The organism is Corynebacterium pygosceleis (assembly GCF_016595275.2).
GTDB classification, from domain to species: domain Bacteria; phylum Actinomycetota; class Actinomycetes; order Mycobacteriales; family Mycobacteriaceae; genus Corynebacterium; species Corynebacterium pygosceleis.
Genome location: NZ_JAENIQ020000001.1, coordinates 164,883 through 180,727 on the forward strand (window position 1 = coordinate 164,883; position 15,845 = coordinate 180,727).

The 15,845-nt window shown below is 69.6% G+C and carries 10 protein-coding genes; 6 read left to right on the plus strand and 4 right to left on the minus strand.

The window, feature by feature from the left end:
• Positions 1-114 precede the first annotated feature (114 nt).
• The 3 genes from JIM94_RS00665 to JIM94_RS00675 all read left to right on the plus strand — a co-directional run bounded on the left by JIM94_RS00665 (position 115) and on the right by JIM94_RS00675 (position 5,897).
• On the plus strand, positions 115-2,511 hold the full coding sequence (locus tag JIM94_RS00665) for a hypothetical protein (RefSeq protein ID WP_200254229.1): 2,397 nt from the start codon (positions 115-117) through the stop codon (positions 2,509-2,511).
• Positions 2,512-2,567: 56 nt separating this feature from the next.
• The gene (locus tag JIM94_RS00670) at positions 2,568-4,796 is read left to right on the plus strand and encodes an Ig-like domain-containing protein (RefSeq protein WP_200254231.1); all 2,229 of its coding nucleotides are present in this window, start codon (positions 2,568-2,570) and stop codon (positions 4,794-4,796) included.
• Between the two features lie 111 nt (positions 4,797-4,907).
• Positions 4,908-5,897, plus strand: a complete 990-nt coding sequence (locus JIM94_RS00675; RefSeq protein WP_200254233.1) for a S66 family peptidase — start codon at positions 4,908-4,910, stop codon at positions 5,895-5,897.
• Between the two features lie 75 nt (positions 5,898-5,972).
• Here JIM94_RS00675 and trpS read toward each other — a convergent pair whose 3' ends face one another.
• Positions 5,973-7,013, minus strand: a complete 1,041-nt coding sequence (gene trpS / locus JIM94_RS00680; RefSeq protein WP_200254235.1) for a tryptophan--tRNA ligase — start codon at positions 7,011-7,013, stop codon at positions 5,973-5,975.
• Positions 7,014-7,237: 224 nt separating this feature from the next.
• Here trpS and JIM94_RS00685 point away from each other — a divergent pair, with 224 nt between their 5' ends.
• The gene (locus JIM94_RS00685) at positions 7,238-10,519 is read left to right on the plus strand and encodes a cobaltochelatase subunit CobN (protein ID WP_200254237.1); all 3,282 of its coding nucleotides are present in this window, start codon (positions 7,238-7,240) and stop codon (positions 10,517-10,519) included.
• 40 nt (positions 10,520-10,559) lie between these two features.
• Here JIM94_RS00685 and JIM94_RS00690 read toward each other — a convergent pair whose 3' ends face one another.
• Positions 10,560-11,276 carry an Abi family protein gene (locus tag JIM94_RS00690; protein ID WP_200254239.1) on the minus strand — a complete coding sequence of 239 codons (717 nt, stop codon included), beginning with the start codon at positions 11,274-11,276 and terminating at the stop codon, positions 10,560-10,562.
• 323 nt (positions 11,277-11,599) lie between these two features.
• Between JIM94_RS00690 and JIM94_RS00695 the strand changes: the two genes are divergently transcribed.
• Both JIM94_RS00695 and JIM94_RS11375 read left to right on the plus strand, forming a co-directional pair.
• Entirely contained in the window at positions 11,600-12,508 is a 909-nt protein-coding gene (locus JIM94_RS00695) for a magnesium chelatase ATPase subunit I (protein ID WP_248085864.1), read from the plus strand.
• A complete protein-coding gene (locus JIM94_RS11375) occupies positions 12,505-14,040 on the plus strand; it encodes a VWA domain-containing protein (protein ID WP_200254241.1) in 1,536 nt (511 codons plus the stop codon). The genes JIM94_RS00695 and JIM94_RS11375 overlap by 4 nt, the downstream gene beginning before the upstream one ends.
• Before the next feature lie 46 nt (positions 14,041-14,086).
• Here JIM94_RS11375 and JIM94_RS00705 read toward each other — a convergent pair whose 3' ends face one another.
• Positions 14,087-14,719 carry an MBL fold metallo-hydrolase gene (locus tag JIM94_RS00705; protein WP_200254243.1) on the minus strand — a complete coding sequence of 211 codons (633 nt, stop codon included), beginning with the start codon at positions 14,717-14,719 and terminating at the stop codon, positions 14,087-14,089.
• Positions 14,716-15,801 carry an S-(hydroxymethyl)mycothiol dehydrogenase gene (locus JIM94_RS00710; protein ID WP_200254245.1) on the minus strand — a complete coding sequence of 362 codons (1,086 nt, stop codon included), beginning with the start codon at positions 15,799-15,801 and terminating at the stop codon, positions 14,716-14,718. The genes JIM94_RS00705 and JIM94_RS00710 overlap by 4 nt, the downstream gene beginning before the upstream one ends.
• Positions 15,802-15,845 lie beyond the last annotated feature (44 nt).

Here is a 15,845-nt window from a genome sequence, read left to right on the forward strand (position 1 = left end):
ACGGTCACCGCACCTGAAAAGTCAGTGAACTTACAGAGAACTCCCCCAACGCGCGGAGAGAATCGTTCTACGATTCATCTGCCTCCCACCGGTTACCCACCCCAAGGACTCCCCATGCCACGCATTCCCTCGGCCGTACTCGCCACCACCGTCGCACTGACCACGTCCGTTCTGCTCATTCCCGGCGCATCCGCCGCAGAGCACACCGACACCGTCAATCTCCCGCTGACCTGCCAGGCCGCACCCAAGGGATACGATTCCCAGGATTTCACCACCGGGGAGGACGGGGTCACCGTCACCGTCACCACCCCGGACGATGTTCGCGTCGGTGACGAGTTCACCGCGACGATCGAGATCAAACCCGTCGACATCAGGGCGAAACTGTCCAAGGTGTACGGTTTCCAGCCGAAGCTCACCGAAACGAGCCGGATCAAGATGGATCTCGCCATCCCGGAGGGCCTCTCCTACGTGGGTGGGGAGCTCGACGAGAAGGACGCGAACCTCAAGGGCTTCGAGTTCATCCGCGTCAACGAATCAGGTGATGCGGACCCCGAGGGGCGGATTCTCCGGCTGGTGGGGGCCGACGGGGCGACAATCGGCAACGGCCCGAACTCCTCGGGTGACCGGTCGGGCGGTGTGTCCCACGCCGTCCGGAACGACCGGATCAACATGCGTTTCCCGGTTCTGAAGATCACACTCCGTGCGGATGAGGTCGGACCTGCGGCACTCGGTGTCCGCACCGCGGACACCGCCGGTGAGTACGCACAGGACACGAACTTCCTGACGATGCTCGCCAAGGTCGACGCCCCCTTCGTCGGAACCGTCTGGGCCCCGACCCGCTGCACACCGAGAGTCGAACGGAGCGCCGCCCTCGCCCCGCAGGCGACGGCGATCACGACCGTCAACGTGACCGCGGCGGTCCCGGCCGCGGAAACGTCCCTCACCTTCGACACCACCGAGGTTGAGGCGGGTACGGCGACCCCCGTCACCGTGCGGCTCTCCCCCGCGGACGCCGCGGGAACCGTGACTTTCTCCGGTGGTGGAGCGGAGGACACCGTGGACGTGGTCTCCGGGACCGCAACCGGGACGCTCACCCTCCCCACCGTCGGCGACCACGAGGTGACCGCGGTCTTCACCCCGGAGAATTCCCGTTCCCACACGCCGTCCCGGGCCACGACCAGCATCTCCGCGGTGGGGCGTAACCCCGGCATGACGGCCACCGTGCCATCCAGCGCACGGGCGAACACCCCGATCACCGTGACCGCCTCGCTCGACCCGGACGCCACCGGAACCGTGACCTTCGCCATCGCCGGGGCGAGCGTCGACGCACCCGTCACCGACGGTCGGGCGACCGCCTCCATCCCGGTCCCCGAGGCCACGGGCGTCCAGACGCTGACCGCCGATTTCGTCCCGACCCCCGGGTCACTGTTCACCACGGCGTCGGCACGCGGTAGCGTCACCGTCACCGACGCCTCCTTCACACTCCTGTCCCTCAGCGGGCCGGAGGACACCGTACGGCCCGGTGAATCCGCCACCATCACCGTGACCCTGCAGCCTGTCGAGGACACCACCTCCGCCGAGGGCACCGTCACCCTCACCGCCGACGGCATCAGTACCACGCGGACCGTCGTCGACAACTCCGCCACGTTCGAGTTCACCCCGGACCGGGCGGGCACCTTCCCGGTCGAGGCCGCGTTCACCCCGTCCGACGACACGCAGACGCCCGCCACCGCGACCATGACCGTGAAGGTCACCGACATCACCGCCCCGACTCTCAGTGTCGAGGCACCCGGGACCGTGCACCCGTTCCGGGAGACGCCGTTCACCGTGAGCGTCACCCCCTCCACCACCGGATCCCTCGAAGCCACCGTCGAGGGTCGTCGCACCACCGTGCCCGTCGAGAACGGCACCGCCACGGTTCCCCTCACCTTCACCCGCACCGGCACCGCCCCCGTCACGCTGACGTTCACCCCGTCCGACCCCGCAGCCGCCGCGCCCGTCACCGACACGATCGGGGTCACGGTGACGGACCCGGCCTACGCCTCAGCGACACTCGAGGTCACCGCACCGGAGACCGTCGCCGCCGACACCCCGCTGCCCCTCACCGTGGAGGTCACCCCCGACACCGGGACGAGCGCCGACGTGACGGGAACACTGACGTTCACCATCGACGGAGACCCCGTCGTCGACGCCGCAGGAGCCCCCGTCACCATGCCCGTCACACGCGGACGCTCCGCCGTCAACCTGTCCTTCACACACGGCGGCGAGCACACCGTCGGGATCACGTTCACCGGTGCCGACGACGTCCACGCCACCGCAACCCACACGGTCACCGTCACCGGGGGAACACAGAATCCCGGTGCAGGCAGCTCCGGGGTCGCCCTGTCACAGGGGTCCTCCGCCGACGGTGCCGGTGGCACCGGGATCTTCGCCGCCCTGCTCTCCCTGCTCACCCCCCTGTGGACCTGGTTGAAGGGCCTGTTCTCCTTCCTCCCCGGTGGATCCTCCTAGTTCCACCAGCCCACGCACAGACAACCACCACCACCTGAAACCGGGAGCACCACACCATGAACCGCGTCCTCCGCACCACCATCGCAGCCGTCTCTACGCTGTGTCTCACCACGACGATCCTCCAGGCCACCGCCACCGCCGCAGACACCACCGACACCACCCGCACAGTCGAGGTCGAACAGACCTGCACCACCAACTTCGCCTTGTCCGGAAACGGTAAACAGGACGTCACACTCAGCCCCGACACCGTCACCGTCACCTATCCGGAATCCGTGTCCCCCGGTGAACAGTTCACCGTCACGCTGCAGCCGGGTCAGTGGAACACCACCGTGCAACTCAGCCGGATCCGCTACGACATCGCCCTCCCCACGACCGGAACCGTCACCGGACTCGCACTCGCGGATGACGGTGAAAACGTCGCCGGAACCGACGCAGACATCTCCGTGACCAGGGTCGACGCCGACGGCGAGGAGGACCCGAACGGTTCCTTCGCCCGTATCTCCGCAGGCAACCTCACCATCGACAACGGGCCGAACGCCGACGACGGGAACAACCCGGCGACCGGGTTGACCGTCGCCAAGAACACCGATTTCCGGCTACCCGGTGTGACCGTCACGATGACCGCACCCGACGAGTTCGGCGGTACCGTCACCACCGGTCTCCGCGGTGCGGGAACGGAGGGTGGAACCCCGACGCTCTCCCTCATCGAGGTCAGCCCCGGCTGGTTCTTCGGTTACAACAACGACGCGATCTTCTGCACAGCGGATGCGGCGGGCGCGGTACTCACCACCACCCGCGTGGACAAGCCCCTGGACACCACCGTCACCTTCACGGACGTTCCCTCCGGGGAACTGGACCACGCCAACCCCACCGCACCGCTGACGGTCACCGTCGCCCGGGCGACATCCGGTTCCCCCGTACCGTCCGGACAGGTCGTGTTCACCGTCGGCGACAGGAAACACACCGTCGACATCGACCCCGACGGCACCGCCACCCTCACCGGACACGAGTTCCCCGCACCGGACGGCCGCGAACCCCTGACCACGACCGTCACCGCCGAGTACACGGGCGTCGACGGCCGCTACAACGCCTCCGCACAGGCGACCACCGAGGTCACCGTCGCCGCCGCACCACTGCGCCAGGTCCGGGGAACCCTCGCCCTCGACGCGGAACTGAACACCTCCAAACTCACCGCGACCGGGATCCCCGCCACCCTGACCGCAACCGTCGGCACAACCGACGACGCGGAACTGCCCGACGGACTCACCGTGACCTTCCGGAACGGTGACGGTGAACTGGGAACCGCCGCAGTGACGGACGGAACCGCCGTGTTCACCACCACCGTGCCGAACGCCGTCGGTCTGCACACCTTCACCGCGACCGTCGGGGACACCACCACCGACACCGTGCGGTTCACCGGAACCAGCGCGACGTCGACGCTCCCGGTCACCCCGTCCGCCCGCACGGAACTCGCCCTCGACACCGGGGCGGGGGAGGCGACGGTCGGTGACACCCTGGATCTCACCGCCACCTACGGCACCGTCGGTGGCAGCGCCGCCGGAGCGGAGATCATCTTCCGCGCCGACGGTGTCCGCATCGGCACCGCCACCACCGGAGACAACGGTGTCGCGGTTCTCCCCCACACCCTCACCCGCAGCGGCGACGTGACCTTCACCGCCGTCGCCGCCACCCGCACCGACGACACCGACGGCAGGGTCTACCCCACCGCCCGTTCCACGGAACGCACCGTGACCGTCGCGGGCCCCACCACGCACGGGACCACGACGACCCTCTCGCGGGCCGTCCCCGGCGACACGGACACCCCCACCGCCGGAACCGCGTTCGATCTCACCGCGAACGTCACCACCGGCACCGCCCCGGTGACCACCGGAACCGTGTCCTTCTACGCCGACGACGTCCTGATCGGCAGCGCGGACACGGACGACACCGGTGCCGCGACACTGTCGCACACGTTCAGCGTCCCCGGCACCGTCACCCTGCGGGCGGAGTTCACGGGTTCCGGCACCACGGCGACCCGGTACGGGGCGTCGGTGTCCGCACCCCTGGAGCTCACGGTCACCGCCCGGGACATCGTGGTCACCAACCCCGGTGAAGGCACCGACGAGAACACCGGGAACCCGGGCGCGCAGATCGTGGAGTTCGCCGGCAGGAACGAGATGACGATCATCGCCATCACCGGTCTCCTCGGGCTCCTGGGGACGATGGTCAGTTTCCTGACGTCACTCCCGCAGCTGAGGATGCTCTTCGGGTTCCTTCCCCGCTAACCCACCGCACCACCCGCCACCGTCGGCGCCGACACCCCACACACCGTGGCGGTGGCGGCGCCGACGGTGTGTGTCCCCTCCCCGCGGATGCCGCCGGTACACTCCCCCGGTATGAGGATCGCCGTGCTCTCCCCCGCCTTCGCCGTGCCCGCCGTGTTCCCGGACATCCACGAACAGGCCCTGCGCCGGATGCGGGAACTCGGCTGGGATCCCGTCGAGTACCCGACGACGAGACAGCTCGGTGCGACCCCCGCGGACCGGGCGAGCGACATCCACGCGGCGTTCACCGATCCCTCGATCGACGCCGTCTTCGCCACCATCGGCGGCAACGACCAGATCACCGTGATCCCGCATCTCGACGCCGACCTGATCGCGGCACACCCCAAGCAGTTCTTCGGCTACAGCGACAACACCAACCTGCACAACTTCCTCTACGGCCTGGGCATCCCCAGCGTTTACGGCGGTTCCACGCAGGTGCACCTGGGATCGGGCAGCGGCATCGACGACGCCCACCTCCGCACCCTGCGCGCCGCTCTCGCCGGGGAGAGCATCGAACTGACCGCACCCTCGTGGGGCGCAAGCGTGGGGATCAGCTGGGAGGATCCCCGGTCGCTCACCGAGGACGGCCCCCGCCACGCCCCGACCCCGTGGCGGTGGTCCGGCCCTGCGGAACGCGTCAGCGGCCGCGCCTGGGGCGGGTGCATCGAGGTGCTCAACCAGATCGCCGTCGCCGGGCGGCTGCCCGAGCGTATCGACGGCGCGGTGCTCCTGCTCGAGGCGTCCGAGGAGCTCACCCCCATCGGGCGTGTCAATGACATCGTGCGGGCCTTCGGCGAACGAGGTTTCCTCCGGCAGGCGGCGGGAGTCCTCGTCGCCGTACCACCCACCATCGATCTCGAGGGGAACACCCTGGACCCGGACACCTGGCGAGATACCGTGCTGGGCACCATTCACCACTATGCCCCGCACGCGGTGTGCTGCTTCGGTGTCCCCTTCGGCCACACCCTGCCGCAACTGGTCGTACCCTACGGCGGGCGTGTCACCCTCGACGGGCGGCAACAGCGCATCTGGGCGCACTACGACCTCGCCGGCCGCCGCTGACCCCCGCAACGCGCACGACGGCCGCGAACCTCCGGGAGGCGCGGCCGTCGATACGCTGGTGCTGCGGATGCTGCGCTAGGTACGGCGCAGGAAACCGATGTTCTCGTAGACGTCGGCGAGCGTGCGGGAGGCGATCTCGCGGGCACGGTCCGCGCCCCGGGCGAGCACGCGCTCCAGCTCGGCGCGGTCGGACATGTACATGTCGTACTTCGTGCGCAGCGGGGTGACGAACGCCTCGAGGGCCTCGGCGGTGTCCTTCTTCAGATCGCCGTAGCCGCGGCCCTCGTAACCGGCGACGAGATCGTCGATGCCGGTTCCGGTCAGCCCCGACTGGATCACCAGGAGGTTGGACACGCCCGGCTTGTTGTCCTTGTCGAAACGGATCTCGCCGTCGTTGTCGGTGACGGCGCTGCGGATCCGTTTGGCGGAGACCTTCGGGTCATCGAGCAGATTGATCAGGCCCTTGGGGTTGTCCCCGGACTTGCTCATCTTCGATGTCGGGTCCTGGAGGTCGTAGATCTTCGACGCACCGGTGGGGATGAAACCCTCCGGCACCGGGAACGTCTTTTTGTAGCGCCCGTTGAAGCGCTCCGCGAGGTTCCGAGTGAGCTCCAGGTGCTGGCGCTGGTCCTCGCCCACGGGCACGAGCTGCGGACGGTAGAGCAGGATGTCCGCGGCCATGAGCATCGGGTAGGCGAACAGTCCGGCGGAGGTGCGGTCCGCACCCCGCTTGGTGGACTTGTCCTTGAACTGCGTCATACGGGAGGCCTCACCGAAGCCGGTCAGACAGGTGAGCACCCACGCGAGCTCGGCGTGCTCGGGAACGTGGGACTGCACGAACAGGGCGGACTTCTCCGGGTCGATGCCGAGGGCGAGGAGCTGGGCGGCACCACCGACGGTACGGGCACGCAGTTCCTTCGGGTCCTGGTCCACGGTGATGGCGTGCAGGTCCGGGATGAAGTAGAACGCCTCGAACTCGTCCTGCAGGTTGATCCACTGCTTCAGCGCACCCAGGTAGTTACCCAGGTGATAGGAGTCGGCGGTCGGCTGGATGCCGGACAGCACACGCTGTTTCTTGGCGGGTCGGTCCTGCTCGGAGGGGATCTGTTCGCTCATGGACACCACTGTAGTCCGGCCCCGTTGCGCGGCCCAACGACAGGGGGCCACCGGTCAGGCGATACCCCGGCCCCGACCGGTGGGACGTGCACCGGCGGGCCCCTGCCCCATGTTTCCCGGCCACGGCACCGGGGGCACCGCGCGATCCCGGGTGGTGACCTCCGGGGCCGCTAAGGTGGGGAGGATCCCCTTTTTCGCCGTACCACGACGGAGCCGAACCACACATGACCACCACCATCGTCGCCTGGGGTTTCACCGGCCCGGCGCTGCTCACCATCGGACGCGCCGCCGATGAACTGGCCCGGGAGCACGGCATCCGCCTGATCCGCGTGCCACTCGACGAGGACCTGCCCCCGGAGGCGGACGTGGTGTGGGTGCAGGGGGCGATGAATCCGATGCTCGGCGACCGGGTCCTGGCTGCGGCCGGTGAACGCCGCCTGTTCTCCTCCCCGCCGGTGGCGCAGTCCCTCCAGATAGCCACGGCACACGGCACCGGGATGGGGCGTCCGCCGCGGAACCCCTCACCGGAGGCCCGGATCGCGCTCGCGCTCCGGCTGGTCACGCCGGGGCGTCTGGTGCACGCGGGCCGGTTGTCGGCTCTGGTCGCGGGCCACACCGACGTCGACCCGGGGCCGATCCCCGACGACATCCCCCGTGGGCTCTTCGACACCGGCGACGGGCCCGAGCACCCGGTGGGCACCTGCGGGATCATCGGCACCGGCCTGAACGTCGCCGCGGGCGACGACGGCTACCTGCACACGATCGCGGAGGCACTGCACCGGCGGGGCGTCGACACCCGCACGTGGCTCGGTTCCCCGGAGGACATGCCGTCAGACATGAAGTACCGGGTGGACGTGTGGCTGAACCTCACCGGTTTCACCGCCTGCGGCAACCACGGTGCCCCCGCCACGGACAGGGGCACCGCACTCGCGGAGGAGACGGACGCCCAGCTGCTCACCCCGGTCCCGCTGCAACGCGGCACGCTGTCGGACTGGCGCGCGGAACCCGGGCCGGTGGGTCTGTGGCCCGCTGCGGTGAGCATGAACATCGCCGTGCCCGAGCTCGAGGGCGCCACCGTGCCCTGGGTGTTCATGGGCCGCGACGCGGACACGAACCACCTCACACCGGACGACGCCGCGGTCGCTCGCCTGGCGGAACGGGTGCGGCGCACCATCGACCTACGCCGGGCGCGGCCCGCGGACCGGAAGGTGTCGGTGACGATCTTCGGTTACGACGGCGACGGCACCGTCGGCACCGCGGCCCAGCTCGACGTCTTCGCCTCCCTCCACGCGCTCCTGGGCCGACTAAAGGATGAGGGCTACACCGTCGAGGTACCGGACACCGTCGAGGAACTGACGGACATCCTCGTCGGCGACGGCGCCGGCGGCGCCCGCTCGCAGACCAGTGAACTCGCCCGCTGGCGGGCAACCGATTACGCGAAGGTGCTGGGTGAGCACGCCGCACGCATCGACGGCCCCTGGGGTCGACTGCCCGGCACCGTGGACACCGACGGCCGCGACCTGATCATCCGGGGAGCCCGCTTCGGCAACGTCATCGTCGGCGTGCAGCCGCAGTTCGGGGACGTCTCCGACCCGGCAGAACTGCTCATGGCGAACGACTCCACGCCGTCGCACAGTTTCGCCGCCTACTACCTGTGGCTGGAACACGTCTTCGGCCACGACGTGATGCTGCACTTCGGCACCCACGGCGCACTCGAGTTCATGCCCGGCCGCCAGACCGGGCTCGCCGCCGCCGACTGGCCGGTCCTGCTCACCGGCTCGGTACCGCACCACTACCTGTACGTGATGGCGAACCCCGGCGAGGGCACCATCGCGAAACGACGCGCCGCGGCGAGCCTCGTCACCTACCTCACCCCGCCGTTGGCGGACGCCGGTCTCTACGGCGCACTGGACGAACTGGCAGGGCTTCTCGACGCCCACCTGTCCTCCGGCAAGGGAGCGGGACCAGTGCCACAGGAGATCATCGACGCCGCGCTCCGCGCCGACTTCACCGGGGAGCAGGCGCAGGATCCGGCCGAGCTGCGACGCGAACTGGAACGGGTGCGCCGCTCCCCCATCGCCCTCGGACTGCACACCGTGGGCCGTCCGATGGAGCAGCGGCAGACGGCCCGCTCCCTGGAACTCGCCGCCACCTACCTCGCGGACACCGGTGAGCCGGAGCGCACGGCGATCCTCGCCGACCTGGAGGAGAAGCTGCGGTCCAACACCGAACTGGACGCACTGGTCAGGGCCCTCGCCGGCGGATACACCCCGCCCGTCGTCGGCGGCGACCCGGCGCGCCGCCCCGACGCCCTGCCGACCGGGCGGAACCTGCACGCCATCGACCCCGTCTCCGTCCCCTCCGCCTCCGCCATCGCGCGGGGCAGGAAGACGGCGGAACGGCTCATCGCCGCACACGTCGACGCGCACGGGAGCTTTCCGGAGTCGGTGGCGATCGTGCTGTGGGGCATCGACAACATCAAGACCGGCGGCGAGGGCCTCGCCCAGGCGTTCGCGCTGCTCGGCGTGGAACCGGTCGCCGGACCCCGGGGCCGCGTGGACACCTTCCGCATCCTCTCCCCCGAGGAGCTGGGCCGCCCCCGCGTGGATGTGGTGTGCACCCTGTCCGGCGTGTGCCGCGACGTGCTGCCGCAGCCGGTGCAGCTCCTCGACGAGGCGGTGCGCGCCGTCGCGGCGCTCGACGAACCCGATGAACTCAACCCCCTGGCCGCCCACGCCCGCGCCCACGCCGAGGAGATGGACACCACGGCGGTCGAGGCCGCGACCCGGATCTTCTCCGCGGCGGCCGGGTCCTACGGCACCGGGGTGAACAAGCTGGTGCAGGCCGGTGACTGGGACGGCGGGGAGGATCTCGCCGAGATGTACCTGACGCGCATGGGCCACGCCTGGGGCACCGGCGCCGACGGCGCGGACGCGGGAGCGGTCCTGCGGAAGGTGCTCGGCACCGTCGACGCGACCTTCCAGAACGTCGACTCGGCGGAGACCTCCATCGCCGGAATCGACCACTACTTCGAGTTCCTCGGCGGGGTGACCAGCGCCATCACCCAACTCCGCGGCGACGCCCCGGCGTCCTTCGTCTCCCGGTCGTGGGCGGCCGACATCAACGTCGGCACGCTCCGCGACGCGATGCAGCTCGAATCACGCACCCGGCTGCTCAACCCGAAGTGGGTCGAGGGGCAGCTCGCCCACGGCTACGCCGGAGTCGCACAGGTTCGGACCAGGCTCGAGAACACCTTCGGCATGCAGGCCACCACCGGCACCGTCGACGGCTGGGTCTTCGACCGCGCCGCCGAGAACCTCCTCCTCGACGAGGACGTGCGCGCACGCATGCAGCGGGCCAATCCCGCGGCGGTGAACTCAATGACCAACCGCCTGCTCGAGGCCGCGGACCGGGGACTGTGGGACGCCGACCCGGACACGCTCGACCGGTTGGAGGACATCGCCGACCAGCTGGACGGGGTGCTGGAGGGTATCGAGGAGATGTGAGCGGCCACGGAGTGACCCGGGACGCGACGCAGGGAGACGGTCACGGTCTGGCGCCGAGTATCCCCCGAACCCGGGAACGGGAACTGAGGAAGCTGTGCAGATCCCGGTCGAGCATCGCGGCCAGGCGCATGGTGTCCTCGTGCGCCTCCCTCGCGGTCACCCGCACCCGCTGCCCCGGCAGGGGGAATCCGTTGATCAACGGCTCATGGTGCGCGACCCTGTTACGGAGTTCGTTGACCCTGCTGACAACTGCGAAGGCGTACTCCCGGTTCCAGCGTTGGTTCTCCTCGGACCTCGCCAGGGCACGACCCCCGGGAAAAGCCTTGTCGAGGACCCCACGCCACAGCACCTCGTAGTCGCACTTGACCCGCCGGGGTTTCTTTCCCGCATAGCCTCCTTCGTCGAGCAGTCCGCGCCAGAAGCCGAACATGCACTGTGCGACGAGCCTGTCCGCTGTTCTCTCCCCCGTGATTCTCTGCCAGGCTGTGCTGAGGGTGTTCAGGGAACGGTCATCGAGTGGCATGTCTGGGTTCCTGTACCACTCGGGCCCCCATTTACCCTCCAGTCGGGAGGACATCGCGTTACGCAACGCCACCTCGAGGATCGCGAGGTCCGCGAAGAAGGCCGCCGCCAGCTCACGGTCCCACAGATACAGTGCCCGTGCCCGATCACCGTCTCCCCCGGCGGCATCCAGGTAGGTTCCCATCCGCGCCGGTTTGATCGACCGTTCCAGCGCGGCGCGGTGTTCAGGCAGCATGTCCACTTGACTCGACCTCCAGAATCGGAGTAACCTTCTTCACGCAGTCCCCAGCACACGCCTCTGCCGAACATGAGTCGGTACGCAGCTGGGGTTTCTTTTTGTCCAGTGTAGATCAGCAGATCTGAAGTATCCCATCTCCACTGAGGCCGTGAAACGGTGCGGACACGGTGAACACCCTTATCCACACCTCACACAGATCACGGCAAAGGACATTCCCCGGGGATGCCGGTGTGCGCGGCACCGTGGCGGCCGGAACCACGGTTTCCCGGCAGGGTACCCTGAGGCCGTACAACGCTGTCCCCCGACAAGGAGCCCGAGCAGTGCCCACCTACCCGTTCACCGGAATCGTCGGACAGGACGAGATGAAGTCAGCTCTCCTGCTGTGTGCGGTGGATCCGTTGATCGGCGGCGTGCTCGCGCTCGGTGACCGGGGCACGGGGAAGACCACCACGGTACGTGCCCTCGGTGCCCTTCTGGAGGGGGCGGGGCTGAGCACTCCGGTGGTGGACATGCCGCTGGGTGTGACGGAGGACCGGGTGATCGGGTCCCTCGACATCGACGCCGCCCTCGCCCGCGGGGAGACGAAGTTCCGCCCCGGGCTGCTGGCTGACGCACACGGCGGTTTCCTCTACATCGACGAGATCAATCTGCTCGACGATCACCTGGTGGACGTGCTCCTCGATGTCGCGGCGTCCGGGGTGAACATCGTGGAGCGCGAGGGCGTGTCGCACACCCACCCGGCGCGGTTCGTGCTCGTGGGCTCGGGAAATCCGGAGGAGGGGGATCTGCGGCCGCAGCTGCAGGACCGGTTCGGGTTGGCGACGTGGGTCACCACCGTCACCGATCCCGCTGTCCGCCTGGAGATCGTGCGCAACCGCCTGGCCTTCGACCGTGACCCGGACGCCTTCCTGGCGTCCGTGTCCGCCCGGCAGGGTGAGCTGGGCGGGCGGGTGGTGTCCGCCCGCGACCTGCTGCCCGGTGTGACGCTCGACGACGGGCTGTTGGCCCGGATCATCGGGGTCTGTGCCGCCGCGGGCACCGTCGGGCACCGGGCTGAACTCGTGGTCAGCCGTGCGGCGGCGGCGCACGCCGCGCTGGAGGGCAGGGGCTCGGTCGATGAGCGGGACGTGCGCGCCGTCGCGAAGCTGTGCCTGCGGCACCGCGTCGCCCGTGAGGCCTTCGAGACGCCCGCGGACGTGGAGGAACGGCTGGATTCGGTGCTGGCGTGATCTCCTCCGATCTGCGCCGTTGGTTGGATGCCTGGGCCCGGGCGCCGCGGGTGGGTCTGGTGGTCACCGGGGACCCGGCCCTCGTCGACGCCGTCTGGCCGACGCTCCGGGAGCTCGCCGGTGGTGTGTCGGTCACGCCCGGGATGGAGCTGCCCGAGATCGACCGGACCACAGGGGCGGCACCGACGGCGGTGGTCGCCCACGGTGACGTGCTCTCCACGGAGCAGGCCGTCGCGATCACGAGCCCCCGGGTGCTCGTCCGCGCCGCCGACCTGGACGAGGTACCGGGCGCGTTGCTGGACCGCTGCCACCTGATCCTCCCGTTGACCGGAAACGGCGGCGGTGACCCGGTGGCGCTGCTCCGTTCGCTTCTCGACGGCGCGGGCGTACCCGGGGGAACGACCGCCTGCGGTTCTCCCCGTGCGGACGTGCCGGTCGGGCGGATCGTGGAGCTTCTCACCGCCGCCGGGCTGGCTGCCCACTGCCTCGATGTCCCGGCCGCCCGTTTCGCCGCGGCGCTCGCCCGGGCAGGAGCGGGTGAGGATGAGATCCTGGCCGCGGTGCACGCGCTGATCATCGCACCCCGGGTTCCGGACGCTCCACCACCAGCACAGCAACCGCCGCCACCTGACGACCCCGCGGAGGAACCGGAGCCCACGGGGGAGACGGAGCCGGACCGGGAACCGGAAGAGAAGCCGGAACCGCCGCGTCCCCGGGACGGGGAGGAACCGCCCCAGGACGCCGACGAAGAGCAGGCCCCTCCCCCGCCACCGCGACCCGGCCGGGGACGTGCCCGCGGCCCGCGCTGGCCGGGCGGCGGGGGTGCACTCGAGCCCTCCCGGACGCGCGGGCGACCGCGCCGCTCCGTGGCGATGCGGAACCCGGGTGAGTCACTCGCGATTCTGCCGACACTCGCGGCGGCCACCCCCTGGCAGCGTGTCCGGCGTCGCACGAACCCGGACGATCCCCGCGGTGTTCTCCTGGAACGGGACGATCTGCGCACCCAGGTACGGCTGTCCCGGGGCGGTGAGCTGGTCGTCATCGTCGTCGACGCCTCCGGGTCGATGGGCGTCGGGGCGATCCGCACGGCGAAGGCCGTGGCGCTGGGTGTGCTGGAACAGGGCTACCGGCGGCGGAACCGGGTGGCGTTGGTCATCGCCCGCGGACGGGAGGCCTACGTCGGGCTTCCTCCGACGAAGTCCGTGTCCCGCGCCCGCGACTGCGTGCGTTCTCTCCCGACCGGTGGCGGTACACCGTTGGCGTCGGCCCTGCTGCTGGCGGCCCGGATCGCCGGAAGGCAGGATCCCGGGAGGGTCCGCGCGCTGATCCTCACGGACGGTGCCGCGAACGTCGGCCTCAACGCGACGGGAAAGGAGGCAGCCCGCACCGATGCGGTGCGGGCCATCCGTCTGCTCGCATCCGTGGTCGGCGGCGTCGATGTCGTTCCGCTGAACGCAGGTCGGGGACGGCGGCGCCACCGACGGCCCGGCTCCGGGGACATCGGGTGGCTGCGGGCGGCGGCGGGAACATGAGACAGCGGTGCCGGTCACGGGTCTGACGGGGAATACCCCGGCCCCCTCAGTGTCCGCGCTCGATCCATTCCCGCAGGTGCGGTTTCTCGGCACCGATGCTCGTCTCGTCGCCGTGTCCGGTCTTGACCACGGTCTCGTCGGGCAGGGTGAACAGCCGCGTGCGGATGGACCCGATGATGGTGTCGAAGTCGGAGTAGCTGCGTCCGGTTGCCCCGGGTCCGCCGTTGAACAGGGTGTCACCGGAGAACAGGACACCGAGGGACTCCGCGTGGAAGCAGGTGGATCCCGGGGAGTGCCCGGGGGTGTGCAGGGCGGTGAGCGTCGTTCCCGCGATGTCGAAGGTGTCGCCGTCCGCGATCCGGTGATCGGGGGTCGTACCGGGGAACACCTTCTCCCAGAGCACCTGGTCCTCGGGATTCATGTGGACGGGGGCGTCGACGAGTTCAGCGAACTCACGGGCGTGGCGGATGTGATCGTCGTGGCCGTGGGTGAGCAGGATCCTCGTCACCCTCCGGTCGCCCACCGCCTCCCGGATCGCGGCGGGGTCGTGGGCGGGGTCGATGACGATGACCTCTGTGTCGTCACCGATGATCCACACGTTGTTGTCCACCTCCCACGTTCCCCCGTCGAGGGAGAAGGTGCCGGAGGTGACGATGTTCTCGATGCGCGCTCCCGTCACAGTTCCACCACCGAACGCAGTACCGTGCCGCTGCCCATTTTGTCGAACGCCTCCTCGATGTCGTCGATGCCGATGCGCTCACTGACGAACGCATCCAGGTCCAGTCTCCCCAGTCTGTACTGTTCCATCAGCATCGGGAAGTCCCGCGACGGCAGGCAGTCCCCGTACCAGGAGGATTTCAGCGAACCACCGCGCGCGAAGACGTCCAGGAGGGGCAGTTCCAGTTTCATGTCGGGGTTGGGAACACCGACCAGGACGACGCGACCGGCCAGGTCGCGGGAGTAGAAGGCCTGCTCGTAGGTCTCCGGGATGCCCACGGCGTCGATGACGACGTCGGCGCCGAATCCACCGGTGGCCGCACGGATGGCCGCGACGGGATCGGTGTCGCCGGAGTTGACGGTGTGTGTCGCCCCGAGTTTCCGGGCCGTGGCCAGTTTCCCGTCGTCGAGGTCCACGGCGATGATGGTCGTCGCGCCGGCGAGCTGTGCCCCCGCGATGGCCGCGGTGCCGACCCCGCCACAGCCGATGATGGCGACGGATTCCCCGCGCCTGATCTCACCGGTGTTGATGGCCGCGCCGATACCTGCCATGACGCCGCAGCCCAGCAGCCCGACGGCGGCGGCGTCCGCGTCCCCGTCGATCCTTGTGCACTGACCTGCCGCGACGAGGGTCTTTTCCGCGAAGGCGCCGATCCCGAGCGCCGGGGACAGTTCGGTACCGTCCTCGAGGGTCATCTTCCGGGTCGCGTTCGCGGTGTCGAAGCAGTACTGCGGTTGTCCCTTGGCGCAGGCGCGGCACTGCCCGCAGACGGCGCGCCAGTTGAGGATCACCCGGTCGCCGACGGCGACATTGGTCACACCCTCCCCGATCTCCGCGACGACCCCGGTGGCCTCGTGCCCGAGAAGGTAGGGGTATTCGTCCCCGATCCCGCCGAGCTTGTAGTGCAGGTCGGTGTGGCAGACCCCGCAGGTGAGCACGTCCACCACCACCTCGCCGGGGCCCGGGTCGGGGATGTTGATGGTGACGGTTTCCACGGGGGCGTCCTTTGCCCTGGATACGACCGCCCGAACTTTGTGGGACACGATGACCACTCCAGTTTCCTCGGAATCAGCTGTGTACGGCGGCC